General features: G+C 70.5%; 27 protein-coding genes. 13 read left to right on the forward strand and 14 right to left on the reverse strand.

The genetic code is table 11. The features are described 5' to 3' along the window. Window positions 1–35 precede the first annotated feature (35 nt). Window positions 36–248 (reverse strand): hypothetical protein, encoded by a 213-nt coding sequence (locus tag WCD84_RS00090; RefSeq protein WP_343254909.1) that lies wholly within the window; start codon window positions 246–248, stop codon window positions 36–38. A 341-nt stretch (window positions 249–589) separates the two neighbouring features. Here WCD84_RS00090 and WCD84_RS00095 point away from each other — a divergent pair, with 341 nt between their 5' ends. The 3 genes from WCD84_RS00095 to WCD84_RS00105 are packed head-to-tail and all read left to right on the forward strand — an operon-like array spanning window position 590 to window position 3,865. Beyond that, window positions 590–1,450 carry a phosphate/phosphite/phosphonate ABC transporter substrate-binding protein gene (locus WCD84_RS00095; RefSeq protein ID WP_343280002.1) on the forward strand — a complete coding sequence of 287 codons (861 nt, stop codon included), beginning with the start codon at window positions 590–592 and terminating at the stop codon, window positions 1,448–1,450. A gap of 12 nt (window positions 1,451–1,462) precedes the next feature. Then, window positions 1,463–2,578, forward strand: coding sequence for an acyl-CoA dehydrogenase family protein (locus tag WCD84_RS00100; RefSeq protein WP_343280003.1), 1,116 nt, complete (start codon window positions 1,463–1,465; stop codon window positions 2,576–2,578). 24 nt (window positions 2,579–2,602) lie between these two features. Further along, complete coding sequence (locus tag WCD84_RS00105) at window positions 2,603–3,865, forward strand: ferritin-like domain-containing protein (RefSeq protein ID WP_343280004.1); 1,263 nt, start codon at window positions 2,603–2,605, stop codon at window positions 3,863–3,865. An 18-nt stretch (window positions 3,866–3,883) separates the two neighbouring features. Here the strand turns inward: WCD84_RS00105 and WCD84_RS00110 are convergent, their stop codons facing one another. From WCD84_RS00110 to WCD84_RS00125, 4 genes are all read right to left on the reverse strand, one after another. Beyond that, window positions 3,884–4,447 (reverse strand): hypothetical protein, encoded by a 564-nt coding sequence (locus tag WCD84_RS00110; RefSeq protein WP_343280005.1) that lies wholly within the window; start codon window positions 4,445–4,447, stop codon window positions 3,884–3,886. 14 nt (window positions 4,448–4,461) lie between these two features. Beyond that, window positions 4,462–4,896 (reverse strand): copper resistance protein NlpE N-terminal domain-containing protein, encoded by a 435-nt coding sequence (locus WCD84_RS00115; RefSeq protein ID WP_343280006.1) that lies wholly within the window; start codon window positions 4,894–4,896, stop codon window positions 4,462–4,464. Window positions 4,897–4,952: 56 nt separating this feature from the next. Continuing rightward, window positions 4,953–5,666: an HAD family hydrolase gene (locus WCD84_RS00120; protein WP_343280007.1), complete on the reverse strand. Its 714-nt coding sequence runs from the start codon at window positions 5,664–5,666 to the stop codon at window positions 4,953–4,955. A gap of 96 nt (window positions 5,667–5,762) precedes the next feature. After that, window positions 5,763–6,152, reverse strand: a complete 390-nt coding sequence (locus WCD84_RS00125; protein ID WP_343280008.1) for an EF-hand domain-containing protein — start codon at window positions 6,150–6,152, stop codon at window positions 5,763–5,765. 236 nt (window positions 6,153–6,388) lie between these two features. Here WCD84_RS00125 and WCD84_RS00130 point away from each other — a divergent pair, with 236 nt between their 5' ends. Further along, window positions 6,389–7,567 carry a PQQ-dependent sugar dehydrogenase gene (locus WCD84_RS00130; protein WP_343280009.1) on the forward strand — a complete coding sequence of 393 codons (1,179 nt, stop codon included), beginning with the start codon at window positions 6,389–6,391 and terminating at the stop codon, window positions 7,565–7,567. Here the strand turns inward: WCD84_RS00130 and WCD84_RS00135 are convergent, their stop codons facing one another. Then, a complete protein-coding gene (locus WCD84_RS00135) occupies window positions 7,568–7,945 on the reverse strand; it encodes a hypothetical protein (protein ID WP_343280010.1) in 378 nt (125 codons plus the stop codon). Window positions 7,946–8,069: 124 nt separating this feature from the next. Here WCD84_RS00135 and WCD84_RS00140 point away from each other — a divergent pair, with 124 nt between their 5' ends. Continuing rightward, on the forward strand, window positions 8,070–8,348 hold the full coding sequence (locus WCD84_RS00140; protein WP_343280011.1) for a hypothetical protein: 279 nt from the start codon (window positions 8,070–8,072) through the stop codon (window positions 8,346–8,348). Window positions 8,349–8,403: 55 nt separating this feature from the next. On the opposite strand, the gene WCD84_RS00145 is transcribed toward WCD84_RS00140, so the two are convergent. Continuing rightward, window positions 8,404–8,871: a YbjN domain-containing protein gene (locus WCD84_RS00145; protein WP_343280012.1), complete on the reverse strand. Its 468-nt coding sequence runs from the start codon at window positions 8,869–8,871 to the stop codon at window positions 8,404–8,406. A gap of 29 nt (window positions 8,872–8,900) precedes the next feature. Further along, complete coding sequence (locus WCD84_RS00150) at window positions 8,901–9,788, reverse strand: EcsC family protein (RefSeq protein WP_343280013.1); 888 nt, start codon at window positions 9,786–9,788, stop codon at window positions 8,901–8,903. Window positions 9,789–9,944: 156 nt separating this feature from the next. On the opposite strand from WCD84_RS00150, the gene WCD84_RS00155 reads away from it, so the two are divergent. Continuing rightward, a complete protein-coding gene (locus WCD84_RS00155; RefSeq protein ID WP_343280014.1) occupies window positions 9,945–11,909 on the forward strand; it encodes a pyridoxal phosphate-dependent decarboxylase family protein in 1,965 nt (654 codons plus the stop codon). A 42-nt stretch (window positions 11,910–11,951) separates the two neighbouring features. Here the strand turns inward: WCD84_RS00155 and WCD84_RS00160 are convergent, their stop codons facing one another. The 4 genes from WCD84_RS00160 to WCD84_RS00175 all read right to left on the reverse strand — a co-directional run bounded on the left by WCD84_RS00160 (window position 11,952) and on the right by WCD84_RS00175 (window position 16,072). Then, window positions 11,952–12,401 (reverse strand): hypothetical protein, encoded by a 450-nt coding sequence (locus WCD84_RS00160; protein ID WP_343255156.1) that lies wholly within the window; start codon window positions 12,399–12,401, stop codon window positions 11,952–11,954. A gap of 16 nt (window positions 12,402–12,417) precedes the next feature. Then, window positions 12,418–13,230, reverse strand: coding sequence for a TSCPD domain-containing protein (locus tag WCD84_RS00165; protein WP_343255155.1), 813 nt, complete (start codon window positions 13,228–13,230; stop codon window positions 12,418–12,420). A gap of 63 nt (window positions 13,231–13,293) precedes the next feature. Further along, window positions 13,294–13,830, reverse strand: coding sequence for a hypothetical protein (locus WCD84_RS00170; protein ID WP_343280015.1), 537 nt, complete (start codon window positions 13,828–13,830; stop codon window positions 13,294–13,296). Window positions 13,831–13,912: 82 nt separating this feature from the next. Further along, entirely contained in the window at window positions 13,913–16,072 is a 2,160-nt protein-coding gene (locus WCD84_RS00175) for an adenosylcobalamin-dependent ribonucleoside-diphosphate reductase (RefSeq protein WP_343255153.1), read from the reverse strand. Window positions 16,073–16,524: 452 nt separating this feature from the next. Between WCD84_RS00175 and WCD84_RS00180 the strand changes: the two genes are divergently transcribed. Genes WCD84_RS00180 through WCD84_RS00210 form a run of 7 tightly spaced genes read left to right on the forward strand, consistent with a single transcriptional unit; the run spans window position 16,525 to window position 22,777 of the window. Further along, a complete protein-coding gene (locus WCD84_RS00180) occupies window positions 16,525–17,979 on the forward strand; it encodes a trypsin-like peptidase domain-containing protein (protein WP_343255152.1) in 1,455 nt (484 codons plus the stop codon). Between the two features lie 35 nt (window positions 17,980–18,014). Beyond that, window positions 18,015–18,377 carry a hypothetical protein gene (locus WCD84_RS00185; RefSeq protein ID WP_343255151.1) on the forward strand — a complete coding sequence of 121 codons (363 nt, stop codon included), beginning with the start codon at window positions 18,015–18,017 and terminating at the stop codon, window positions 18,375–18,377. Window positions 18,378–18,379: 2 nt separating this feature from the next. Further along, on the forward strand, window positions 18,380–18,952 hold the full coding sequence (locus WCD84_RS00190; RefSeq protein ID WP_343255150.1) for a phage holin family protein: 573 nt from the start codon (window positions 18,380–18,382) through the stop codon (window positions 18,950–18,952). A gap of 10 nt (window positions 18,953–18,962) precedes the next feature. After that, window positions 18,963–19,475 (forward strand): protein sip-5, encoded by a 513-nt coding sequence (locus WCD84_RS00195; RefSeq protein WP_343255149.1) that lies wholly within the window; start codon window positions 18,963–18,965, stop codon window positions 19,473–19,475. 11 nt (window positions 19,476–19,486) lie between these two features. After that, window positions 19,487–20,638, forward strand: a complete 1,152-nt coding sequence (locus WCD84_RS00200) for an AI-2E family transporter (protein ID WP_343280016.1) — start codon at window positions 19,487–19,489, stop codon at window positions 20,636–20,638. A gap of 19 nt (window positions 20,639–20,657) precedes the next feature. Continuing rightward, window positions 20,658–21,404 (forward strand): HAD family hydrolase, encoded by a 747-nt coding sequence (locus WCD84_RS00205; protein ID WP_343255147.1) that lies wholly within the window; start codon window positions 20,658–20,660, stop codon window positions 21,402–21,404. Beyond that, window positions 21,401–22,777, forward strand: coding sequence for a leucyl aminopeptidase family protein (locus tag WCD84_RS00210; RefSeq protein ID WP_343280018.1), 1,377 nt, complete (start codon window positions 21,401–21,403; stop codon window positions 22,775–22,777). The genes WCD84_RS00205 and WCD84_RS00210 overlap by 4 nt, the downstream gene beginning before the upstream one ends. Window positions 22,778–22,830: 53 nt before the next feature. Here WCD84_RS00210 and WCD84_RS00215 read toward each other — a convergent pair whose 3' ends face one another. Together WCD84_RS00215 and WCD84_RS00220 are read right to left on the reverse strand one after the other, a co-directional pair. After that, complete coding sequence (locus tag WCD84_RS00215) at window positions 22,831–23,433, reverse strand: response regulator transcription factor (protein WP_343280019.1); 603 nt, start codon at window positions 23,431–23,433, stop codon at window positions 22,831–22,833. Beyond that, window positions 23,430–24,656 (reverse strand): sensor histidine kinase, encoded by a 1,227-nt coding sequence (locus tag WCD84_RS00220; RefSeq protein WP_343280020.1) that lies wholly within the window; start codon window positions 24,654–24,656, stop codon window positions 23,430–23,432. The genes WCD84_RS00215 and WCD84_RS00220 overlap by 4 nt, the downstream gene beginning before the upstream one ends. Window positions 24,657–24,682 lie beyond the last annotated feature (26 nt).

Consider the following 24,682-nt stretch of genomic DNA (forward strand, 5'->3'; position numbering starts at 1 on the left):
CGACTTGGCACTTCTTCGAGTGGGCCAGGGCCAAGTTACGAGAGACCATAGGTCACCTCAGGGCAGCGCAGGTGCAACGCAACCCTCAACAAAGGATCTAACTTATTGATAGAGAAGAGATTCTCTGCAATATCCGTCCAGTCCATCATCGGCGCGACGGAGAGGCGGATGGAGGCCGCGTAGCGCGATTTATCGCGCAATTCCGGCGACTTGCCTGATTCCTGGTACTGCCCTGCTGCTTTCATCATTCGACCCTGCTGCCACCCCAGGCACCGGCGCCTGAGCTGGACCGCAACAGGGTACCGACGAACCGTTCAATGGCGATAGCCTGCAGGTCCGCTGCAACGGTTCTCGGATAGACTCGGGACAGCCGACGTGACAGGTCCTGTCCGTTTCCCGGATTCCAGCGATGCACGCCATCGTGGCTTCGCTACGCGATGTGCCCGCTCGCGATCCGGGAAACCACGGCTGCCGCACGCACTCTCCGCGCGGTGCCAACCCAACCCTTCCACACCACCTGGCCAGGCATGGCCGCGGGGCGTTCCCGACCGCGCGTGCATTCCAGCCGGGCAACAGCCGAACGAGGCATATGAACAATTCCGTCCTGCGCATGGGCGCCGTCGCCTACGCACCGAAAGTCGTCACCATCTGGGAAGGCTTCAAGGCCTGGTTCGGGGAAAACGACCTCGCCTTCGACTACGTGCTGTATTCGAACTACGAGGCCCTGGTCGAGGCATTGATGCGCGGCGAGCTGGACTGCGCCTGGAACTCGCCGCTGGCCTTCGTGCGCGCGCAGCGCATGGCCCGCGCCCGCGGCCAGGACGTGGAAGCCATCGTCATGCGCGACACCGACATGGACCTGCAGTCGGTGCTGGTGGTGGCGGCCGGCAGCGACATCACCGATGTCCCGCAGCTCAAGGGCAGGACCGTCGGCTTCGGCGCGGTCGACTCGCCGCAGGCCACGCTGATCCCGCTGGACCACATGCGGCAGCGGGGACTGGTGAAGGAGCGCGACTACACCGCGCGCCTGTTCGACGTGCTCGGCGGCAAGCACGGCGACCACATCGGCGGCGAGCGCGACGCGGCGCAGGCAATGGTGTCAGGTGAAATCGACGCCGCGTGGATGATCGGCCAGAACTACCAGGCCTTCGCCCAGGAGGGCACGCTGCCCGCCGGCGCGACGCGGATCATCGCCACCACCGCCCCCTTCGACCACTGCAACATGACCACGGCCCCCGGCCTGGATCCATCGCTGGTGGGCCGTTTCCGCGAGCTGCTGCTGGGCATGTCCTGGGACGACCCCGAGGTCCGCCCGCTGCTGGAACTCGAAGGGCTCAAGGTCTGGCAGCCCGGCCGCACCAGCGGCTACGCGATCCTCGAGCGCGCGGTGACCGACGAAGGCTTCTACGACAATGCCGGCGCGATCACCGCGCAGGGCTACGACTACTGACCGGGGACCGCCATGAGCCATCTCGACCCGCTTGAATCCATCGTTGACACCGTCATCGCGCCGCGCGCCGCCGAGCTGGACCGCACGGCGAGCTTCCCGCGCGAGGCCATCGATGCCCTGGGCCAGGCCGGCCTGCTCGGCCTCATCAGCGCCACCGACGTCGGCGGCATGGGCCTGGGTCTGGCCGAAGCCACCCAAGTGGTGGAGCGCATCGCCCGCGACTGCCCGGCCACCGCCATGGTGGTGACCATGCATTACGCCGGTACCACGCTGGTGGAAAAGTACGGGCCTGAAGATGTCCGCCGCGACATCGCCGCCGGCCGCCACCTGACCACGCTGGCCTGGTCGGAGAGCGGCTCGCGCAGCCACTTCTGGGCGCCGGTCGGCACCGCCACCGCCGACGGCGATCATGTGCTGCTCAACGCCGGCAAGAGCATGGTCACCGCCGCCGGCGAAGCCGACTCCTACGTCTGGTCGTCGACGCCGGTGGCAGCCGAGGGCGCGAGCACGATCTGGCTGGTGGACCGCCGCCTTGACGGCCTCGGCTCACCCAGGCCTTTCGACGGCCTCGGCCTGCGCGCCAACGCCTCGGCGCCGGTGACGGCGAAGGGCGTGCGCCTGCCGCTCGCACGTCGCATGGGCGAGGACGGCCAGGGCCAGGCGATCATGTTCGGCGACGAACTTCCGACCTTCGTCAACCTGATCGCCTCGGTGTCCATCGGGCTGATGGAGGGCGCATTCCAGCGCGCGGTGAAACACGTCACCGCCACCGGCTTCGCCGCCGGCGGCACGCTCGCAGACCTGCCGACGCTGCGCGCGCAGCTGGCACAGGCGCGCAACGCCGTCGACCAGGCCAGGGGCATCCGCGCGATGGCGCTGGCCAGTATCGACGGCGGCGCCGAGGACGCCTTCCTGCGCGTGCTGCAGGTCAAGGCCTGCGCCGCCGAGGCCGCGCTGTCGGTCACCGACACCGCGATGCGCGTCTGCGGCGGCGCCGCGTTCCGCAAGGACGTCGGCATCGAGCGCCTGTTCCGCGACTCGCGCGCAGCGGCGATCATGGCGCCGACCTCGGACGTACTGTTCGATCTCACCGGTCGCCTGATGTGCGGCATGCCGCTGATGGAATGACCGGCCACGGACAGAGCGCAGGCAATGAACGAAGACAGTGACGCCAGGCCGCAGCTCGATGGACGGCGTGTCAACGGACAGCCGGCGGTTGAAGAGCCGCCGGTCGACCTGGCCGCGCTCGGCTTCGACAGCGGCGCGCACCTGCTGGTCAAGCACGCGCTGCAGTCAGTGGCCGTGGGCGGCAATGTCACCGTTCGCGGCAGCGCGCCCGGCTGGCAGGCGCAGCTGGCGGCATGGTGCCGCAGCCAGGGGCACGCGGCCGCGGTGATCGAGCGCGAGCCGGCGCTGATGCGCGTGACCCGCGGCTCGGCGCAGACCGGACGCTGGCGCGACGCCATGGCCACCGGCCACAGCAGCCTCGACGAGGCCGGCGCGATCGCCCCGCATGCGCACGCGCGCTGGGGATTTGCCGCGCGGGGCGCATCGGTGGAAGCAAACGCACCCGCCTTCGACTTCCGCCTCTCCGAACGCGACCAGCTGTGGAACGAGTCGGCTGCGAATCTGTACCGGCAGGCGGTGGCCGCGCAGTGGCAGGCCGACGACATCGACTGGGACAACGCCCCCGAGCCACCCGCCGAGATCGAGGACGCGATCGTCCAGGTGATGACATTCCTGGTCGAAAACGAGAACGCCGCGCTGGTGATCCCGGCGCGCTTTCTGGGGCAGCTGCATCCGCACTACCGCGAGCTGCAGGCCGCGCTCGCGATCCAGATCGCGGACGAAGCCCGGCACATCGACGTGTTCACGCGCCGCATCCGGCGCCACGGCCGCGAGCCGGCGCTGTCCACCGCCGGCGGCCAGGCCTCGCTCAAGAGCCTGCTCGACGAGAAGGACTATTCGGTCGCAAGCTTCCTGCTGTCGGTGCTGGGCGAAGGCACGTTCGTTTCGCTGCTGAAGTTCATCCAGGCCGTGGCGCCCGATCCGCTGACGCGGCAGGTCGCGCGCTACGCGGCGATCGACGAAGCCCGGCACGTCGCGCTCGGCATGTCGCACCTGCTGTACCGCCTGCAGCGCGAACCCGACTTCATCCACCGCCTCGCGCAGGCGGTGGAGGCGCGGCATGACGCGCTGCAGGACACCGGCGGCCTGAACGAGGAAGTGTTCGACGCGCTGGTGTTGATGGCGGCGGGCGAACTGACGCCGGACGCGATCGCGCTCGGCGCACGGCGCGTGCAGGCGCTGATGAAGGACATGGCCGACAGCCGCTACGCCAAACTGGTGCGGCTGGGCTTCGAGCCGGCGCGCGCGGAGTACCTGTCCAGCCTGCACACGCGGAATTTCATGTAGGTCCGCGCGGCGGCGACATCACTCGGCGCCAGGCAGCGGCCGGTCCCAGTGTGCGTAGCTCTGCTGGATGCCCTGGCGCAGGCGCTTGGCACGCTCGTCGCCGGGTTCGACCCCGAACCCGCGCGCGATCGCCTCCCAGCCGCCATCGCCACGGACCTGCCAGGCTTCGATCACGCCGCGGCACGGACGCCCCGACACGCGGGCCAGGGCGCAGGCGTAATAGAGGTCGCCGGGCGTGCGCCCCTCGCCGAGCAGCGTTTCAAGCAGCGGCCGCGGCGCGTCGAAATAGCGCTCCAGCTCATCGATGAAGGCCTCCGGGTAGCGCGCCGCATAGACGTTGATGTCCGCAAGCCGCGCGTCGACCACCGCGTCGCCGGTGCGCGGCGCCCAGGCGGGGGCGGCTTCCGGGGCCGGGGTGGCCTCGGCCGGGGCGGCGTCCTGCGCCACCGTGGCTTCGCGCACCGTGGCCTCGCGCACCGCGGCGGCAGCTTGCGCCTGGACGGCGCCGTGGGCCGCCATGCTGCCCGCCATCAGCAGGGCCGGCAGGAAGGAAGACAACGATACTGGCAGTCGATGGTTCACGCTGGAATCCTCGGTCAGGGCTGGCGGGCGGCGGGCAGCAGGAGATCGTGTTCGCGCCCCGGGAAGACGCGGCCGCGGAGGTCGCGCACCTGCAGGACGCCGCCGTGCACCAGCGCATAGCGACGCAGGCCGCCCGTGCCCGGCTCGAGGCTGAGCATCGACCGCTCGAGCTGCCATTCGCCGGTTTCCTCGAAGCTGACGCTGCCATCCAGGGCCACGTACACCTCGACCAGTTCGTAACGCTGCTCGCCACCGCGGCGCTCCAGCACCAGTCGGGTATCGATGGCTTCGCAGTCGGCGCAGGGCAGGCTGCCCCGCCACTCCACCGCGTCCTGTCCCGGGGCCAGCCCGGGCAGGCTGTCGTGGCCGGTGGCGGCATCCTCGCGTACGCAGGCGGACAGCAGGCCGGCGAGCAGTAGCGCGAAAGCGGAAGCGTGGGCGCGTGGCATGCGCTGATTGTGCAGCAGCACGGCCGCGCTCGCTGCGCGCGGCCCGGGCGGCAGGGTCAGGCGGCCACGATCAGGCGCAGCGCGGCCGGCAGCTCGCCGGCGGAGGCGAGCGTTCGCAGGCGCAGCGCGTGGGCGGTCGACACGTCGGCCTCGCGCTCGTGGACCCAGGTCAGGTGGTAGGGCACGTGCACGCCCCAGCCGCCGAGCTCAAGCACCGGTGCGATGTCGGACCGCAGCGAATTGCCCACCATCACGAACTCCTCCGGCGCAATCGCGAACTCCTCAAGCAGCCGGCGATAGGTCGGCACGTCTTTCTCGCTGACGATCTCGATGCGCCGGAACAGGCTCGACATCCCCGAATCGCGCACCTTGGCCTCTTGATGGAACAGGTCGCCCTTGGTGATCAGCACGACCGGGAGCCCGGAGGCCACCGCTTCGACGGCTTCGCGCACGCCGGGCAGCAGCTCCACCGGGTGGCGCAGCAGGTCCTTGGCCAGCGCGACGATGCGGTGCAGGTCGGTGGCGGTGATGCGGCCTCCGGTGATCTCGATCGCGGCCTCGATCATCGACAGGGCCATGCCCTTCACGCCGTAGCCGAACACCGCGAGATTGGCCTTCTCCACCGCGTACAGGCGCGCGCTGCTGCGGGCTTCGCCGTTGACGTAGCCGGCGATGATGGCTTCGAAGTCAAGCTGCGCGCGGTCGAAATAGTCCTGGCTGCGCCAGAGGGTGTCGTCGGCGTCGAAGCCGACCATCTTGATGTTGGCCATGGGCCGATTATCCGGGAAAGGCGTGGCGGCGGGGCGTCGCCGCCGCCACGCACCGGCAACGGCGCGCCCCGGAGGCGCGCGCCGCGCCGCGGCCGCTTATTTGCCGCCGGCCGTGGCGGCGTGCTCGCGGTATTCGTCGGCGGTCAGCTCACCGTCGGCGTCGGCATCGGCTTCGGCAAACACCGCGGCCAGTGCCGGCAACGCAGCCGACTCATCGCGCGAGATGGTGCCGTTGCCATCCGCATCGACGTCGGCCCAGCCGAGCTGGCGTGCCGCCGGCTGTGCGTCCACGGCCTGCGCGTCCTGCGCAGCGGTGGCCTGGGCATCGCCGGCAACGGCCGTCGGGTCGGCATCCGCCGCCTCGGTGGCAGCCTTCTGCGCATCGCGGATCTCGGGGGTCACTGCGCTCTGGGCAAGGGCCATCGGCATGGCCAGCGCGGCGCCGAGGGCGAGGATGGCGGTGAGCTGCGTGCGTGCATTGTTCATCAGGGGGAATCTCCTTGCGGATGCGGGGGCATCCGTATGTCTGTCGGGTCGGTGGCGCCCGGAGGGCCCGGGGCCACGGCGACACCCTGCCGCGGCAACCATTAACCCCATGCCCCCCGCGATTCCGGCATGGACACGGTCTTAACCACTTCGGCCGCGGCAGCGACTATTGGCGGCGTGCACGCGGACATCGCCTGTCCGATACTGGCGATCCGCCCAGTCCGGAGACCAACGCGATGAAACTGTACCCCCTTGCCGGCGCCGCCGTGCTTGCCCTGGCCATCACCGCCTGCAACGGCGAGGCGCGGCAGGCCACCGCGCCCGCGGACCTGGATGCACGCGCCGCGGACTCCGTTGCCGCCACCGCGGAGCACCCTTTCGAAGTCGACGTCATCGCCGTGTTCGACGAACCATGGGCCATGTCCTTCCTGCCCGACGGGCGCCTGCTGGTCACCGAGAAGCGGGGGCACCTGCAGCTGGTCGATGTCGAGAGCGGTGCCACGCACGAGGTCACGGGCGCTCCCGAGGTCGCCTATGGCGGCCAGGGCGGCTTCGGCGACGTGCTGCCGCATCCCGACTTCGCCGCGAACGGCATCGTCTATCTCAGCTATGCCGAGGCCGGCCGCGGCGATACGCGCGGCGCGGCGCTGGCGCGGGCGAAGCTCATCCTCGATGACGCCGGCGGCGGGCGGCTTGAAGGCCTCGAGGTGATCTGGCGCCAGGTGCCGAAGGTGTCCGGCGAGGGCCACTACGGCCATCGCATCGCCATCGACGGCGAAGGCACGCTGTGGCTGAGTTCGAGCGAGCGGCAGAAGTTCGATCCCGCCCAGGACATGGCGTCCAACATGGGCAAGATCCTGCGCCTCGCGGAAGACGGCACGCCGGCCGCCGGCAATCCATTCGCCGATGCCGGCGGCGTCGCCGCGGAGGTGTGGTCGCTGGGCCACCGCAACGTGCTCGGCCTCGCCTTCGATGGCGCCGGCCAGCTGTGGGACGTGGAGATGGGCCCTGCCGGCGGCGATGAGCTCAATCTCGTCGAACGCGGCGGCAACTATGGTTACCCGACGGTCTCCGACGGCGACCACTACGACGGCCGGCCGATTCCCGACCACGCCACCCGGCCCGACTTCAATGCGCCGGCGGTGAGCTGGACGCCGGTGATCTCGCCCTCGAGCCTGGTGTTCTACAGCGGAGGCGTCTTCCCCGAGTGGCAGGGCAGCGCCTTCATCGGCGGCCTGTCGTCGCAGTCGCTGGTGCGGGTCGAGGTCGAAGGCACCCGGGCGCGCGAGGCCGAGCGCTTCGACATGGGGCAGCGCATCCGCGAGGTTGAACAGGGTCCGGAAGGCGGCCTCTGGCTGCTTGAGGACGGCGCACAGGGTCGCCTGCTGAAGCTGCTCCCCGCCGCCGGCAGCTGATCAGGGAAGAACGACGCCGGAGGCGATCTCGCGGCCGTCCTCCAGCACGCGGAAACCGCGGCTGCCATCGTCCGGCAGCCGCACGGTCTGTGAACAGACCATGTGCACTTCGTTGCTGCTGCCCGGCTCGATGGCGGCGATGCCGCCGCGTTTGATACCGCACTGCGTGATCGGCTCGTCGCCATCGAAGTCCACTTCGCCGCGCCACCCTCCCGGGATCGCCACGGCACGGCCGCCGTCGGCGGTGGCCAGCATGTCGAGCCGGACCGGGATCGAGCGCTTGGCCTGGTAGTCGAGGAGCGGTGGAGCCGGCGTCGCGACGGCAGGCACCTGCGTCGCGTCACCGCAGGCGGCGAGGGCAAGAGGCAACAGCAGCATCGCAACAAGACGCGTGAACGCCCCCGGCCCTGCCGAAGCGACAGTCCCGCAGCCCGCCGCCATGTTCATTGCACCTGCACGCATAGCTGCCATAGTACGGCGCCCCTGTTTGATCCGATACCCGATGACTGCCACTCCGTCCGCCGACCGTACCGATACCGATACCGACCTCGAACAGGCGATCGTCGGGCTCGAGGACGAAATGGCCGACCTCCAGCTCCGCCATCGCGATCTGTTCGCCTACGCCAACGCCTGGGCGGAGCGCCACGATGCGGTCATGCAGCTGGCACCGCCGCACCTGCATGACCAGACCAGTGCGCGCCTGCGTCGCATCGCCATCCGCTGGGGACTGGCCGATGGCGTGCGCATGACCGCACAGTTCCCGGCACTGCGCAAGGCGTGATCGGGACGACCCGGCCGGCGCCGGGGCTCGTCGCTCAGCGCTCAGCGCTCAGCGCTCAGAAATCGACTGCCTGCACGAAGTCGACCAGCAGCTGGCCGAAGATCTCGACCTGGCTCTGGATCTGCGCGGTGTGCTTGCCGTGCAGCACCTCGAAGTCGTAGCGCAGGAACGGATCCATCTCGTCGTCCAGCGACATCCGCCCATAGCGGTAGCGGGTGTTGTAGACGTTGGCGACCTGCAGCGTGGTGCCATGTTCAAGATCAAGGCCGACCTGGAGCTGCAGCGAACCGCAACGCCCGTCGTCGCAGTCATAGAAATTGAGATAGGCGGTGAGATCGTTGATCTGGAACCTGATCATCGGATCGCCGTGTTCGTCGGCCAGCAGCTCAGGCTCCAGCTCCATGCCCTGCAGCGTCGCCATGGCTTCTTCGCCGGTGACGCCGCGACCGGCATCGGCCAGCGCCGGCGCGGCGGCCAGTGCCAGCAGCGGTGCCAGCAGGCCTGCTCGCAATAGTTCCTTCATGGTGGTCCCCCCTCGGATGGTGCTGAATCCTAGCCTGAACGGGGCTCGACGCGCGCGTGCCCGGGGCCATCGGGGGCGCCAACGGTGTCATAAGCGCGGCGCACCGCGTCCACGCCGTGCAGCCGCTCCAGGCGGCGGATGGTGAAGTGGCCGCGTGCCATGGCCTGGAAGTGGCGCATGAAAAGCGTATTGAGCGCGGCACCGCCCGCCGCGCCGACCACGGGCACCGCCTGCAGCGCGACCTTGTGGCCGAGGTTGACCGAGAACCGCGAAGCGATGGCCGACAGCAGCTGCACGATCAGCGGCCCGCCCTTGCCGACCAGGCCGTGCACCGCCACGTATTCGGCCGCCGCCGCCACCTGCTGCGCCAGCACTGCGCGCGCGGCGAAGTAGCCCGACTCGGCGCCATCGTCGGCGCTGGCGCGGCCACCCATGGTCAGCACTTCGAAACAGGCGAGCATGGTCGCCGGATCATCCAGCGGCTCGCCTTCGGCGCGCGCGATCCCGGCGATGGAACGCAGGATCAGGGTGGTGGTCAATGGCAGCTCGACCGCGAGCCCGGCGAAGCCGAACGCACCGCCCACGGCGCCGCTGGTCGCCGCCGCGATGGTGTGACCGCGATTGCGCGGCGCAGACGAGGCCGCGTCCTTGCCCAGCGTCGCCACCGCCATGCGCAGGGACTGCCGCAACGCCGTGCGCACCAGCGCGTTCACCAGCCGCGTCATCGACGCCGGCAGGCGCTTTTCCATCACGTACTCGAGCGGTGCGCCCACCAGGTTGGCAAGCTGTGCCGCCAGCCCCGGGTTCTCAAGCAGCGCCCTGGCCTGCCGCAGTTCCGACAGCGCTGCGGCATCGAGCGCGGCGGGTGCGGCGGGTGCGGCGGGCGACAGGGCTGGGGTCGGCAACGGCGTGGTCATCGGCGCACGTTAGCGCAGGCGGCGTGGTCCCTGCGGCACGGACCCTGTCGCCGCGGGCAGCGCGCGTGCACTCGCGTCCGGCTTGACCCGGCTCAAGGCGCCGCCGCCGCCGCGCCGCCAAGCTGGGTCCCCTGCCAGCGTCGCGGAGCAACGCCCATGAGCCAGCGCCATGAAGTCGCCGCCACGAACCAGGCCGGGCACCATGCCTGCTTCCTCGGCCCCTACGGCGAGAACGACCAGCTGCTCGAGTCGCTGCTGGTCGAGTTCCTGCGCGACCACGTCTACTGGCGGCGCAACCTGCATCCCGAGGACCTGCCGGCGATCCCGACAGGCGCCAACCGCCTTCCCGACTACGTCGCCTTCGAGTCGCGCCTGCGCCGCGAACTGCACCTGCTGTCGGCGGCGCTCAAGCGCAGCGTGCCCTTCCACAGCCCGCGCTACCTCGGCCACATGGTCAGCGACCTGCTGATCCCGGGCCTGGCCGCGCAGGTACTGGCACTGCCCTACAACCCCAACAACGTCAGCGCCGACGCCGCGCCGATCACCATCGACCTGGAACTCAAGGCCGGCCTGCAGCTGGCGGCGATGATCGGCTGGCCGGCCGACCCCGGGAACGACGATTGCGCCTTCGGCCACCTGACATCCGGCGGCACTCTGGCCAACGTGCAGGGCCTGCGCCTGGCGCTGGCGCTGAAGGCCTTCCCGGTGGCGCTGCGCGCGGCATCGGTGCCACTGCCCGGCCTGCCGGACGACGACTGGGACGCGTTCAACACCGGCCCCGCGGTGGCCACGTCGCTGTTCGCGCAGTGGTGTGCCTGGCGTGACGCCCTGCCGCCGCGCGAACGCGCCGCGTGGCAGCGACGGGTCGACGCCCGGCGCATCGAGACCATGGGCCTGCCCGGCTTCCTCGAGCAGCATCCGCAGCTGTCGACGCCGCGGGTGTTCGCTCCGGCCACCGCGCATTACTCCTGGAGCAAGGGCATGAAGATGCTCGGGCTCGGGCGCGCGCAGCTGGAGCTGATCCCCGGCCGGGCGATGCGCCTGGACGTCGACGTGCTGGAAGAGGCGCTTGACGATTGCCTGCGACGGCGACAGCCGGTGCTGATGGCGGTGGGCGTGCTCGGCAGCACCGAGTTCGGCACCATCGACCCGCTTGACCGCCTGGCCAGCGCACGCGAGCGCATGCAGGCGCGCGGACTTGGCCTGTCACTGCACCTGGACGCCGCCTGGGGTGGCTACCTGGCCTCGCTGTTCCGCAGCGCGGAGGGCGGATTTCGCTCGCTGGCCGAAGTGGGTGCCGGGTTCAGCACCTTCCCGCGGCCGGAAGTGCACGCCGCCTTCGCCGCGATCCCGCGCATGGACTCGGTCACCATCGACCCGCACAAACTCGGCTACCTGCCCTACGGCTCAGGCGCCTTCCTCTGCCGCGACCAGCGCGCGATCGGGCTGCTGGCGGAGGACGCCGACTACGTCTTCGACGGCGCAGCGGCCACCGACTTCTTCCAGCGCCACCGCCAGCTCGGCCGCTACATCCCCGAAGGCTCCAAGCCCGGCGCCAACGCCGCGGCGGTCTATGTCACCCATCGCGTGCTGCCGCTGGACCATGAAAACTTCGGCCGGCTGCCGGCGCAGGGCCTGCACGCGACCGAAGCGTTCATGGACGAGGCCCGCGGCTTCATCGCGCGCATTGCGCCGCTGGCCACCGCCATGGTGCCGTTCGCGCCCGACTGCAACCTGGTGTGCCTGGCGATGAACCCGCGCGGCAACCACGACGTCGCGCGTATGAACCGCTTCATGCGGGGCCTGCACGACACCCTGCGCGCCGACCCGGGGCAGCCGCTCCAGCGCGGCGAGTACTTCGGCTCGATGACCACGCTGCGGCCCGAGGCCATGGGCGTGGCCGACACCGCGCGCGTGCTGCAGGCGCTGGGACTCGCACCCGGCGCCCTGGTCGACGGCGGCGACGACGACCGCATCGTCGTGCTGCGGCACACGCTGATGAACCCGTTCCTGCTCGATGCCGGCGCCGCCGGCGGCGGCTACATCCGCGGCTATTTCGACTATCTCGAGCGGCTGGTGTCCGCGGTGCTGGCGCCTGCCACGCGCGCGGAGTGCGCCTGAGGCGCCCCGATTGCGCGCCCGGGCAAAGCAGCTCGGCGCGGCTCAGCCGCCGCCGCGATACTCGGCCACCACGTCCTGCGGCGACGGGTTCGCGCGCGCGCGGCCGTTGACGTAGACCACCGGGATCGGGCCGTTCATCACCGCCGTCACCCGGCGCGCGTCCTCGGCGCTCGCCAGATTGCTGTAGTTGGCGCTGCTGGAGCGGCGGTGCGGGATGCCCTGCGACTCGAGGTGCCGGACGATGGCATCCGCACGCTGGCCGGCATCTTCGGGACAGTTCGCCGGCGCAAACACGACCACGCCGCGCGACGGCAGTCCGTCGGGCATCGGGATCTCGACGAAGCCCCGCGGGCCGGCAGGCCCGGCGGACGCACCTCGCGACGCCACCTGGTCGACCACCGCGCCCAGCCCACCCTCGGGCTTGAGCGCGTCCCAGAGCACGAAGGCACCGGCGGCGGCCACGACCATGGCAAGCGTCTTGACCGCGTTCATCCGCGCGGCGCCGGCCTCAGCCGCACTTCGAGTAGCCGCAGTTCAGGCAGGTCGCGCAGCCGTCCATGACCACGACCGCCTTGGTGCTGCACTTGTGGCACATGGTGGCCGACGGCGGGAAGCTGGTGCCGTCGCCGGTGACCGCCACGTCTTCGCCGCTGCGGTCGCGGCCCTGCTCGGCCAGGAGCTCGCCGATCGGGCCGGCCTCGGCGGCGGCTACGTCGGCGTCAGCGTTTTTTTTTGAGCGGGCCTCGTACTGGCGGCGCTTGTCTTCGATCAGCGCGCGCTGCTCCGGGCTCATGTCGGGGTCGTGGATCATGCCGATCGACTTCAGGTGGTCCTCGACGATCGCGCCGAGCTCGGCCACCAGCGACGGCATGTACACGCCGCCGGCCTTGAAGTAGCCGCCGCGCGGATCGAACACCGCCTTCATTTCCTCGACCAGGAAGGTCACGTCGCCGCCCTTGCGGAACACCGCCGACATGATGCGCGTGAGCGCGACGATCCACTGGAAGTGCTCCATCGACTTCGAGTTCACGAATATCTCGAACGGGCGGCGCTGCTCGTGCTCGCTGCCGGCGTTGAGCACGATGTCGTTGATGGTCACGTACATGGCGTGCTCGACCAGCGGCGACTTGATCTTGTAGGTGCTGCCGATCAGCACTTCCGGACGCTCGATGCGCTCGTGCATCTGGATGACTTCGGCCGACGGACGCGCCGCGGCGGGCTCCGGCCCGGCGGCGGCGGGCAGCGCGGCTGCGGCCTTGCGCCCGTCATCGGCGGTGGCGACGGAGTAACCGGTGATTTTCTTTTCGATCCTGACGGCCATGACGCTGTTCCCTGGTATTCGTTGATGCCCGCCTCCCAGCTGTGCTGCGGGGAGGCCGGCGGGTTACTTGCTGGTGGTCTTCCGCGGCGCCACCTTGCGGGCAGCTGCCTTCTTCACGGTGGCCTTCTTCACGGTGGTCTTCTTCACCGCGGCCTGCTTCGTGGCCGCCTTGCCGACGACGGCTTTCTTCGAAACCGTCTTCTTGGCCACCGAGGTCCTGGTCCCGGCCTTCTTTGCCACCGCCTTCTTCGCGGCGGCCTTTTTTACCGCCTTCTTCGCCGCCTTCTTGACCGAGCGCTTGCGCTTGAGCGCGGCCGCTTCGGCCTTTGCACCGGCGCTGGTGGCGGCCAGCGACTGCTTGGCCCCGGCGACGCGCCTGGCCACGGCCTTCTTCGCCGTGCCCGCCGTCTTCGCCACCGCGGTCTTCGCCTTGCCGGCCGTCCTTGTCACTGCCTTCTCGGCCTTGCCCGCGGCTTGCTTGGCCTTCGTCACCGCCGTCGATGCGCGCTTGGAGACCGCACTGCGCACCGTCTTCGCCTTGTCGGCGACGACCTCGGTGGCCGTACCGATCGTCGTCGCGACTCCATTGCCGTTGCTCATCGTTGCTCCCTCGTCGTCATGGTCGCGGGCGGGCGCCCGCAGGACGGAATGTAGCGCGCCCGGAACCTGCCGTGAGCCTTCATCAGAACTTGCCGTAGTAGCCTTCCTTCAGGGCGTCGAACAGGTTGGCCGCGGTGTGGGTCTCGCCGTCGTACTCGATCTCCTCGTTGCCCTTCACCTCCACCGTGCTGCCGTCCTCCAGCTCGAAGCGGTAGGTGGTGCCGGCAAGGTCGGACTCCTTGACCAGCACGCCCTGGAAGGCGGCCGGGTTGAAGCGGAAGGTCGTGCAGCCCTTCAGGCCCTGCGCGTGGGCGTAAAGGTAGATGTCCTTGAAATCCTCGTAGGCGAAGTCGGTCGGGACGTTCGCGGTCTTGGAGATCGATGAATCGACCCACTTCTGCGCCGCGGCCTGGACGTCGACGTGTGCCTTCGGGCTGATGTCGTCGGCGGAGATGAAGTACTCCGGCAGCTGCGTGGCGGGATCCTCGCTGAAGGGCATCGCGTCGGCGTTGACCAGGTGGCGATAGGCCAGCAGCTCGAACGAGAACACGTCCACCTTCTCTTTCGACTTCTTGCCTTCGCGGATCACGTTGCGGCTGTAGTGGTGCGCGAACGAGGGCTCGATGCCGTTGGAGGCGTTGTTGGCCAGCGACAGGCTGATGGTGCCGGTGGGCGCGATCGAACTGTGGTGGGTGAAGCGCGAGCCGCTCTCGGCCAGCTGCTCCACAAGCTCCGGCGCCACTTCAGCAACGCGCTGCATATAGCGCGAGTAGCGCGCGTGCAGCACCTTGCCGGGAACCTGCTGGCCGGGCTTCCAGCCGTCGGCGGCCATCTCCGGGCGCTTGCGCAGCATCTCGGCGGTGACCTCGAAGCGCTCCTCCATGATCGGCGCCGGACCCTTTTCCCGGGCCAGCGCCAGGCCGGTTTCCCAGCCGGCAACCGCCATGTCGCGGGCGATGCGCTCGGTGAATTCGCAGCTCTCCTTCGAGCCGTACTTCATCTGCAGCATGGTCACGGTCGAACCCAGGCCGAGGAAACCCATGCCGTGGCGGCGCTTGCGCATAATCTCGTCGCGCTGCTGCTTCAGCGGCAGGCCGTTGACCTCGACCACGTTGTCGAGCATGCGCGTGAACACGCGCACGACCTCCTTGTACTCCTCCCAGTCGAACTCGGCCTGGTCGGTGAAGGGCTTGCGCACGAACCTGGTCAGGTTGATCGAGCCCAGCAGGCAGGCGCCATAGGGCGGCAGCGGCTGTTCGCCGCAGGGGTTGGTCGCGCGGATGGTCTCGCACCACCAGTTGTTGTTCATTTCGTTGACGCGGTCGATCAGGATGAATCCCGGCTCGGCGTAGTCATACGTCGAGACCATGATCATGTCCCACAGGTGGCGGGCACGCACCTTGCCGTAGATCCTGCAGGCGACCAGGCCGTCGTCACGGGTGATGTAGCCGTCATGCTGCGGCCAGTCGCGCCAGACCACCTGGCCGGCGTCATCGACGTCGACGTCCCCGGTCTCCTTGGCGTTGATCGGGAACACCAGCGGCCAGTCGGTATCGGACTTCACCGCTTCGATGAAATCGTCCGTGACCAGCAGCGACAGGTTGAACTGGCGCAGGCGCCCGTCCTCGCGCTTGGCGCGGATGAAGTCGCGCACGTCCGGATGGCTCACGTCGAAGGTGCCCATCTGCGCGCCGCGTCGGCCACCGGCCGAAGACACGGTGAAGCACATCTTGTCGTAGATATCCATGAAGGACATCGGGCCCGACGTATAGGCACCGGCGCCGGCGACGAACGCACCGCGCGGGCGCAGGGTCGAGAACTCGTAGCCGATGCCACAGCCGGCCTTGAGCGTCAGCCCGGCCTCGTGGACCTTCTCCAGGATGCCGTCCATCGAGTCGACGATGGTGCCGGACACCGTGCAGTTGATCGTGCTGGTGGCCGGCTTGTGCTCGAGCGCCCCGGCATTGGAGGTGATGCGCCCGGCCGGGATCGCGCCGCGGCGCAGCGCCCACAGGAAGCGCTCGTTCCAGTGCTTGCGCTGCTCCGCGGTCGTCTCGGCCTCGGCCAGGGCGCGGGCGACGCGCTGGCAGGTGCCGTCGATGTCGGCATCCAGGGGGTCGCCCTGCTTGGTCTTCAGCCGGTACTTCTTGTCCCAGATATCAACCGACGCCGGCTGCATCGGGATGTCCTGGTCGGTGCCAGCCATCGTGTTCCTCACAGCCTCCAGGCGAACCGTACTCATGCTGTTTCTGTCTCCTCATGCTGCCCGGCCGCGCGCGAACCGGGTGTCGTCGTTCATGGCGTCGATCGCGGGACCCGTGTGCGGGACGCGCCGACGGCGAATCCGCAGGCGCGCACCGCGCGCCCTGCGTCGTCATTGTTTCGTTGGCGGGTCTCGAGTCCGCGCATGCAAACCATCCCCTGGTTCCTGCGATCGCCTTGATCGCAAACAACTAGAACTGGGCCAAAACCGCCTGCCTGACCCCAACATGTTGTGGCGGCAGGGCATTGACCGTAAGGGCTGGCGGGGGGCGAAGTCAATCGCTCTTTGAGCGCCGTGGCGGCAGCCCAGCAGTGTCGCGGTTCGCAGTCCAGGCTGAGACGCACCGCACATCCGTCCAGCCTCGACCCACGGGGTCCGCCGCGCCACACTTCACGGTCCAAAGACCCCTGAACCCGCATAACGACAGACCGATGCAAGCATCCACCCGCACCACGCTCCTCGCCCTCGCCGCCGCCGCCGCTTTCGGTGGCGCCGCCGCGACCCTGATCCTGGACGGCCTGCAGGCGCCGGCCCGCGCCGAGCCCCTGTCCCCGGCCGCCGCGGTGCCGATGGCCGCTGGCCTGCCGGCCACCGTGGAAGGCCAGGCCCTGCCGTCGCTGGCACCGATGCTGCGCCGGGTCACCCCGGCCGTGGTCAGCGTGCACACCAAGCAGCGCGTGCGCATCAACAACCCGTTCGCGAACGACCCCTTCTTCAGGCGGATGTTCCCGGGCATTCCCGAGGAGCGGATCAACGAATCGCTGGGCTCGGGCGTGATCGTGGACGCCGTCCGCGGGTACGTGCTGACCAACCACCACGTGATCGAAGGCGCCGACGAAGTCTCGGTGACCCTGGCCGACGGCCGCACCCTGGCCGCGGAGTTCATCGGCTCCGACGCCGACACCGACGTGGCGCTGATGAAGATCCCGGTATCGGGGAACGAAGGCGCGCTGCAGGCCATCGCGCTCGCCGACAGCAGCGCGCTGCAGGTGGGCGACTTCGTGGTCGCGGTCGGCAACCCCTTCGGCGTCGGCCAGACGGTGACCTCGGGCATCGTCTCCGCGGTCGGCCGCGCCAACGTGCCGGGCGTGGGCTACCAGAACTTCATCCAGACCGACGCCAGCATCAACCCCGGCAACTCCGGCGGCGCGCTGGTCAACCTGCGCGGCGAGCTGGTCGGCATCAACACCGCCAGCTTCAACCCGCGCGGCAGCATGGCCGGCAACATCGGCCTGGGCTTCGCCATCCCCGCCAACCTGGCGCGCGGCGTCATGCAGCAGCTCGCCGCCACCGGCGAGGTCCGCCGCGGCACGCTGGGCATCGACACCCAGGACCTCGACGATCGCCTGGCGGCCAGCCTCGGGCTTGCCGCCGGCAGCCGCGGCGCGGTGGTGACCCGCGTCCACGCCGATTCCGCCGGTGCCGCCGCCGGGCTGCGCGCGGGCGACGTGATCGTGGCCGCCAACGGCGAGCGCATCGGCGACGGCGAGACCCTGCGCAACTTCCAGGGCCTGCAGCCGGCCGATGCCCGCGTGACCCTCGATCTGCGCCGCGACGGCAAGGCCATGCAGGTGCAGGCCACCCTGCGCGAACAGCCGCGCACACTGGCCGGCCAACAGCTCGACCCGCGCCTGTCCGGCGCCAGCTTCGCCGAGCTGCCCGAGGCCCTGCGCCGCGGCGGCGTGTCCGGCGTGCTGGTCGAGGAGGTCGAGCGCGGCAGTCGCGCTGCACGCAGCGGACTGCGCGCCGGCGACGTGGTGGTCGCCGCCGGTGGTGACCTCGCCGGCGACCTGACGGCGCTGCGCGCGGCGCTGTCCAAAGCACCCTCGCAGCTCGTGCTGCGCATCCAGCGCGGCCGCGGCCAGGGCAACCTGTTGATGGACTGAGGTTTTTCCCCGAGACACCCCCCAAGGAGAGCACGATGAGCCCGACCCACACTGAAAATCTGAAAACCAACCTGTCCCAGGCCGGTGGCCACCTGAAGCAGGCGGCCTCGGATACCGCCGACGCCGTCCGCGGTGCCGCGGCTGCCGCCGGCGAAGAGGCCCGCCTGGGCAAGGCCAACCTCAAGGCCGACCTGGCCGACGGCGCCCTGGCCGGCCTTTCCGCGCTCGAAGAAGCCGCCGGCGCCGGCAGCGAGCAGGTCGATGTGCTGCTCGACAAGGGCCGCGACCTGATCGACAGCGCCGCCGACCTGATCCGCGAGCGCCCGATCGCCTCCTTCGGCGCCGCGTTCGCCGCCGGCTGGATCATCGCCAAACTGGCCCGCGGCAGCGGCAGGTAAGCGTGGAGCAACAACCGCCACCCGCATCGGGCCCCTCGTCCGGCCAAGCGCCGGGCAGGGGTGACGGCGCGCCGCCACCCGGCATCGCCGATGCGGTCCGTGAGCTGCGCGACAGCGGCGTGGCCGGCATGGGCGCTGCACGCGAGGCCGCCGGTGCGCTGCGTACCCTGGTCACCGCCGACGTGTCGCTGGCACGAAGCGCCGCGGGGCGCAGCGCGGTCTTTGCCGGCGTGGCGGTGGTGTTCGCAGCCTCGGCGTGGATGCTGTTGATGACCGCGCTGGTGGTGGCACTGAGCAATCAGCTCGGGCTGCCCTGGTGGCTGTCCCTGGCCTGCTGCGCAATCGCCAGCGGCCTCGCGGCATGGCTGGCGCTGCGCAAGGCCATGGCCTATTTCGAACATACCCGCATGAAGGCCACCCGCCGCCAGCTGGCGCGGCTGGGCATCGGCGAGCTGGCCGAGTTCATGCCGGACCCGGGCTCGGCGGACTGCGCCCACGATGCCGAGCACCGGGCGCGCCCGCGCGGCGACGGCGTGCCGGGCGATTCCACGGCCGCGGGAGTCACCCCGCCATGAGGAGCGCGGCATGAGCTTCGAAGAACTGCAGGCGAAGGTGGAGCGCGCGGAAGCCGCGCTGGAGGCGCGCGAACGCCAGACGGCGGCGGATTTCCGCGTCTTCGGCGGGATCTGGCGCTCGGGATGGACGCCGCCTCGCATCATCATCGCCGGCCTGGCCGGTGGCCTGCTGGCCGGCTGGGTGCGGCCCGGCCACGCAATCGCCGGCGCGCAGCCGGCGCGCTGGCTGCAGATGCTCGGCAGCGTGGCCGGGCTGGTCGGATCGGTCCAGGCGGCCTTCGCCGCCGGCGCGGCTGAAGAGGCTGCCGAGGACGCGGGGGCCGCGGCGCGGGACGCAAACCCGGCGCCGGAGCACGCTGCCACCGCTGCCGAAGCTCCCGCCGCGCCTTCCGGCCACCGGCACGCAGCGCCGCCCCCGGCCGCCGCCTCCCATACCGCGGAGCGCGCTAGAAGGCCCGATCCCGCCTGGGAGACCCCACCACGCCCGGCCGAAGCCGCGACCGAACTCTCCGAATCGCGCTGAGGCGAACTCCCATGGCGACGCGTGACACCCCCGCTTCAAGCGAAGCGGCCGCCGCGGCGGCCGGCCCCGCCGGCGACGCCTTCCCGGCCACACCCGACGAACCCGCGACCGAGGCACCGGCGCCGCGTCCGCGCGCACCGACGTCGGTCCTGGTGCTTGCCCTGCTGGCCGTCGGTTACACGCTCTGGGCGGCCCAAGGGGTGATCCTCCCGGTGCTGCTGGCCATGTTCCTGGCGCTGATCGGCAACCCGGTGATCCGCGCCCTGCGCAGGCTCTACCTGCCCCGCTTCCTCGCCGCACTGCTGGTGCTGTGCGGAGGCATCGCGGGCACAGCGCTCCTCGGCCAGCAGCTGCTGGCACCGGCGATCGACTGGATGCAGGAAGCCCCGCGACAGATGCGCCAGCTCGGCAAGGAGCTCGGCGAGCTGGCCGAGCCCGTGCGCGAGGCCAACCGCGTCGCCGAGGACATCGCCCGCCAGGCCAGCGGCGACGGGCGCAAGGTCGAAGTCGTTCGCACCCAGGTCGACGACCCCTACGCCGCCCTGGCCAGGGCGCCGCGGATGGCGGGCAGCGTGCTGGCGGTGGTGCTGCTGACCTTCTTCTTCATGGTCTTCGGCGAGGACCTGCAGCGCCGCGCGATCGCCCTGCTGCCCACGCGCCAGCGGCAGCGGGTCACGGTCGAGATCATGCAGTCGATCGAGCGCGACGTGTCGCGCTACGTCTTCACCATCACCCTGATCAACGCGGGCGTGGGCGTGCTGCTTGCGGCCGTGCTGCACTGGGGCCTCGGCGTGGACATGCAGGAGGCGCTGCTCTGGGGCACGATCGCGATGCTGCTCAACTTCGCGCCCTACGTGGGCCCGGCGATCGGTGTGGTGGCGATGCTGCTGATGGGCTTCGTGACCTGGGACGACGTCGGGGCCTCGCTGCTGCCGGCGGCGATCTACCTCGGCCTGCACACGCTGGAAGGCCAGCTGGTGACGCCGCTGGTGCTTGGCCAGCGCATGCAGCTGTCGCCACTCGTCCTGATCCTGGCGCTGCTGGTGTTCGGCTGGCTGTGGGGCATCGTCGGCCTGCTGCTGGCGGTGCCGCTGCTGGTCTGCGTGAAGCGCGTGCTGGCGCGCATCGACGGACTGGAGGGCTGGGCGCGGCTGTTGGGGTAGGCCGCCGTACAATGGCGCCATGGCCTTCCCCGTCCGCGCCATCACCCTCGACCTTGACGACACCGTGTGGCCGTTCGCACCCATCGGCATACGCATCGAACGCGTGCTCGACCAATGGATGCGGCGACACAGCCCGGCCACCGCGGACATGTTCCCGGCAGAGGCGATGCGCACGCTGCGCGAGCGCGTGGGTGCGGAGAATCCTTCGCTTGCCCACGACATGTCGGCGCTGCGGCGGATGACGCTTGAAGCGGCGCTGCGCGAGAGCGGCGGCGACGTGGCCATGGCCGACGCCGCATACGAGGCCTTCTTCGCCGAGCGCAACAAGGTCGAGTGCTATCCGGACGCGATCCACGCGCTGGAGCGCATCAGCGCCAGGCTTCCGATCGCGGCGCTCAGCAACGGCAACGCCGACCTGGCGCGCATCGGCCTGGACCACCTCTTCAGCGCGCAGCTGAGCGCCTGCAGCTTCGGCAGTGCCAAGCCGGATCGCGCCATCTTCCTGGCCGCCTGCGCACAGCTGGGCGTGCCACCGGCCGAGGTGCTGCACGTCGGCGACCATCCCGAGGCAGACGTCGCCGGCGCCGCGCGCGCCGGGCTGCGCAGCTGCTGGATCAACCGCGCCGATGACCACGGCCGGCGCCTGCAATGGCGCCACGACGAGGTCGAGCCCGACCTTCATTTCGATTCCCTGGCCGGACTGGCCGACTGGCTCGATGCGGCCCTGCCCGCGCCGGGCGACCGCACACGGAGCACCCACGCATGACCCTTCCCGCCTGCTACGCCCCCACCGCCGACGCCGCGCAGGCGCGGCCGCTGCATATCGTCGATCGCGACGGGTTCGCCGCGTGGCGCGCGATGCGGCCGGCCGCGGTCGGCGCCTGGCTGGACGCGCACGCCTTCGACGGCGCCGCATGCAGCTGCCTGGTGCTGCCGGCGGCCGACGGCACGCCGGCGGCCGCGGTGATCGGGGTCGGCGACAGGCTCGATCCCTGCGCCTACGCGCACGCGCCGCGCGCGCTGCCGGCCGGTGACTGGACGCCCGCCGGAGAGTTCGACAGCGATGCCCTGCACGCGCTGCAGCTGGGCTGGGGCCTGGGCAGCTACGCCTTCGACCGCTACCGCAAGCCGAAGCCGGTGCGCGCACGGTTGGCGCTGGACGCAAGCGATCCCGAAGCCCTGGACCTGCTCGCCGCCACCGCGCGCGTGCGCGACCTGGTCAACACGCCGACGCAGGACATGGGCCCGGATGAGCTCGAGGACATCGCGCGCGGCATCGCACAGGCGCACGGCGCCGACTTCAGCGCGATCACCGGCGACGCCCTGCTGGAGCAGAATTTCCCCGCCATCCACGCCGTCGGCCGCGCCTCGCATCGCGCCCCGCGCCTGCTGGCGCTGCGCTGGGGCGAGGCCTCGCATCCGCACGTGGCCATCGTCGGCAAGGGCGTGTGCTTCGACACCGGCGGGCTCGACATCAAGCCCGCCGACGGCATGCGCAACATGAAGAAGGACATGGGCGGCGCCGCGCACGCGATCGCCCTGGCCGAGCTCGTGATGGCGCGGAAGCTTCCGCTGCGCATCACCCTGCTGGTGCCGGCGGTGGAGAACGCGATCGGCCCCGATGCCTTCCGTCCGGGCGAGGTCATCGCCACGCGCACCGGCGTCAGCGTCGAGATCGACAACACCGACGCCGAAGGCCGGGTCATCCTGGGCGATGCGCTGGCCTATGCCGGCGAACAGGCACCGGACCTGATCCTCGACTTCGCCACCCTCACCGGCGCCGCGCGCATCGCGCTGGGCCCCGACCTGCCGGCGCTCTTCAGCAACGACGACGCGCTCGCGCAGGCCTGGCTCGACGCCGGCATGCAGGTGCGCGATCCGCTGTGGCGCATGCCGCTGTGGCGTCCGTACCTGCGCTACCTCACCAGCAAGGTCGCCGACATGGCCAACGCCGGCTCGAAGATGGCCGGCAGCGTCACCGCGGCGCTGTACCTGGAGCGCTTCGTGCCCAAGGGCATGCCCTGGGCGCACCTCGATACCTACGCCTGGAACGACAGCGACCGCCCCGGCCGCCCCGCCGGCGGCGAGGCCCTGGGCCTGCGCGCCGCTTACGCGATGCTGAAGCACCGCTCAGGCTAGCTCTTCCCCGCATCGATCCCCGAGTCCTTGAGCGCGCGTCCTTGTGGGAGCGGCTACAGCCAGCCCTTCTGCCGCGCCAGGCGGTAGGCCTCGATGCGGTTGCCGACGCCAAGCTTGCCGATGGCCTCCGACAGATAGTTGCGCACGGTGCCCTGCGAGAGGCCGAGCGCGGCGGCAGTCTCGCCGGCGGACTGGCCTTCGCCGGCGAGCCGCAGCACCTGGCGTTCGCGCTCGTTGAGCGGATCGACCTCCGACCAGGCCTCGAGCGCGAGCTGCGGATCGATCGCGCGACCACCGGCCTGCACCTTGCGCAGCGCCGCCGCCAGCTCTTCGGCCGGCGCATCCTTCAGCAGGTAGCCCTGCACGCCCGCATCCAGTGCGCGGCGCAGGTAGCCGGCACGCGCAAAGGTGGTGACGATGACCACCTTCGTCGCCAGGCCCTGGCGCTGGATCCGCTGCGCCAGCTCCAGGCCGGTGAGGCCCGGCATCTCGATGTCGGTCACCAGCAGGTCGGGCGCATGGCGCTGCAGTTCGCGCCAGGCTTCTTCACCGTCGCCGGCGACACCGACGACCTCGATGTCGTCCTCCATCGCCAGCAGTGCCGCCAGCGCGCTGCGCAGCATGGCCTGGTCCTCGGCGAGCACGATGCGGATCATTGCCCCCCGTCCGTCACGCGTGGTTCGTCGTCGCAATCGCCTTCACCGTCTTCGTCGTCATTGGCCGCCAGCGGCAGCCAGACCTCGACGACAGTGCCGCCGCCGCGAACGGAATCGATGACCAGCCGGCCGCCAAGCGCCTCGACCCGCTCGCGCATGCCACCCAGGCCGTTGCCCGGCGCGATCGCGCCGCCACGGCCGTCGTCGCTGATGCGCAGCACCACGCCATCGCTGCCTTCGGCACGCAGCGCGATCTCAGCGCTGCGTGCGTGGGCGTGGCGCTGGATGTTGGTCACCGCCTCGCGCAGCACCAGCGCAAGCGTGGTCTCCACCCGCGATGGCAATGCGCCGCCAGCCAGGCCGCTTTCGTCCCAGTCGTGGCGAAGGGCCACGCCGTCGCACTCGAGCAGCAGCTTGGCCGAAGCCAGCTCGGCGGCGATGCCCGCCGCACGGATGCCGCTGACCGCAGAACGCACCTGCGCCAGCGCCTCGCGCGCGACCCGGCTGACGGCATCGATCTCGCTGCGCGCCGCCACCGGATCGCGCTCGACCAGGCGCGCGGCCAGGTCGGACTTCAGCGCCACCAGCGACAGCGTGTGCCCGAGCAGGTCGTGCAGGTCGCGACCGATGCGTTCGCGCTCGGCGAGCGCGGCCAGCCGGCGGACCTCTCCGTGCGACAGCCGCAGCGCGGCATCGGTGCGCCGGTTGGCCATGTCGACGTGGACGAGGGTGCCCACGATCAGCGTGACCAGCGGCAGCCAGGCGAGGGACTGCCACGGATAGCCCAGCCACAGCGCATAGGCGATGAACACGGTGTTGAGCGCCGCCAGCAGCAGCACGTACCGCGGCAGCGAGCGCGCGCGCTCGCTGCGCACCATCACGCAGCCGAACACGAAATAGCTCAGGCCCGACGGATACCAGGGCGCCAGCACCATGGCCAGCGCCACCATGCCCAGCGCGTAGCGCCAACCCTGGCGCTCCGGCCGCACCAGCGCCAGCGCATACAGCAGCACGAACAGCGGATAGGACAGCAGGGTCAGCGCGATCCAGCGCGCGCTGTAGCCGCCGGGCACGAACACCGGGGTGACGAACACCCAGGCCGTCCACATCAGATGCACCCATTCGGTCCACGGCGAGTGCCCCTGCCGCATCGCCGCCGCCAGCACCGAATCCGGTGCCGGCGCCAGCCAGGCACGCCATCCGCTGGGTATCACACGAGGCATGGCGGTCGACTCCATGGATCGATGAT

This window comes from Luteimonas changyuni (assembly GCF_039548395.1).
Taxonomy (GTDB): Bacteria; Pseudomonadota; Gammaproteobacteria; order Xanthomonadales; family Xanthomonadaceae; genus Luteimonas.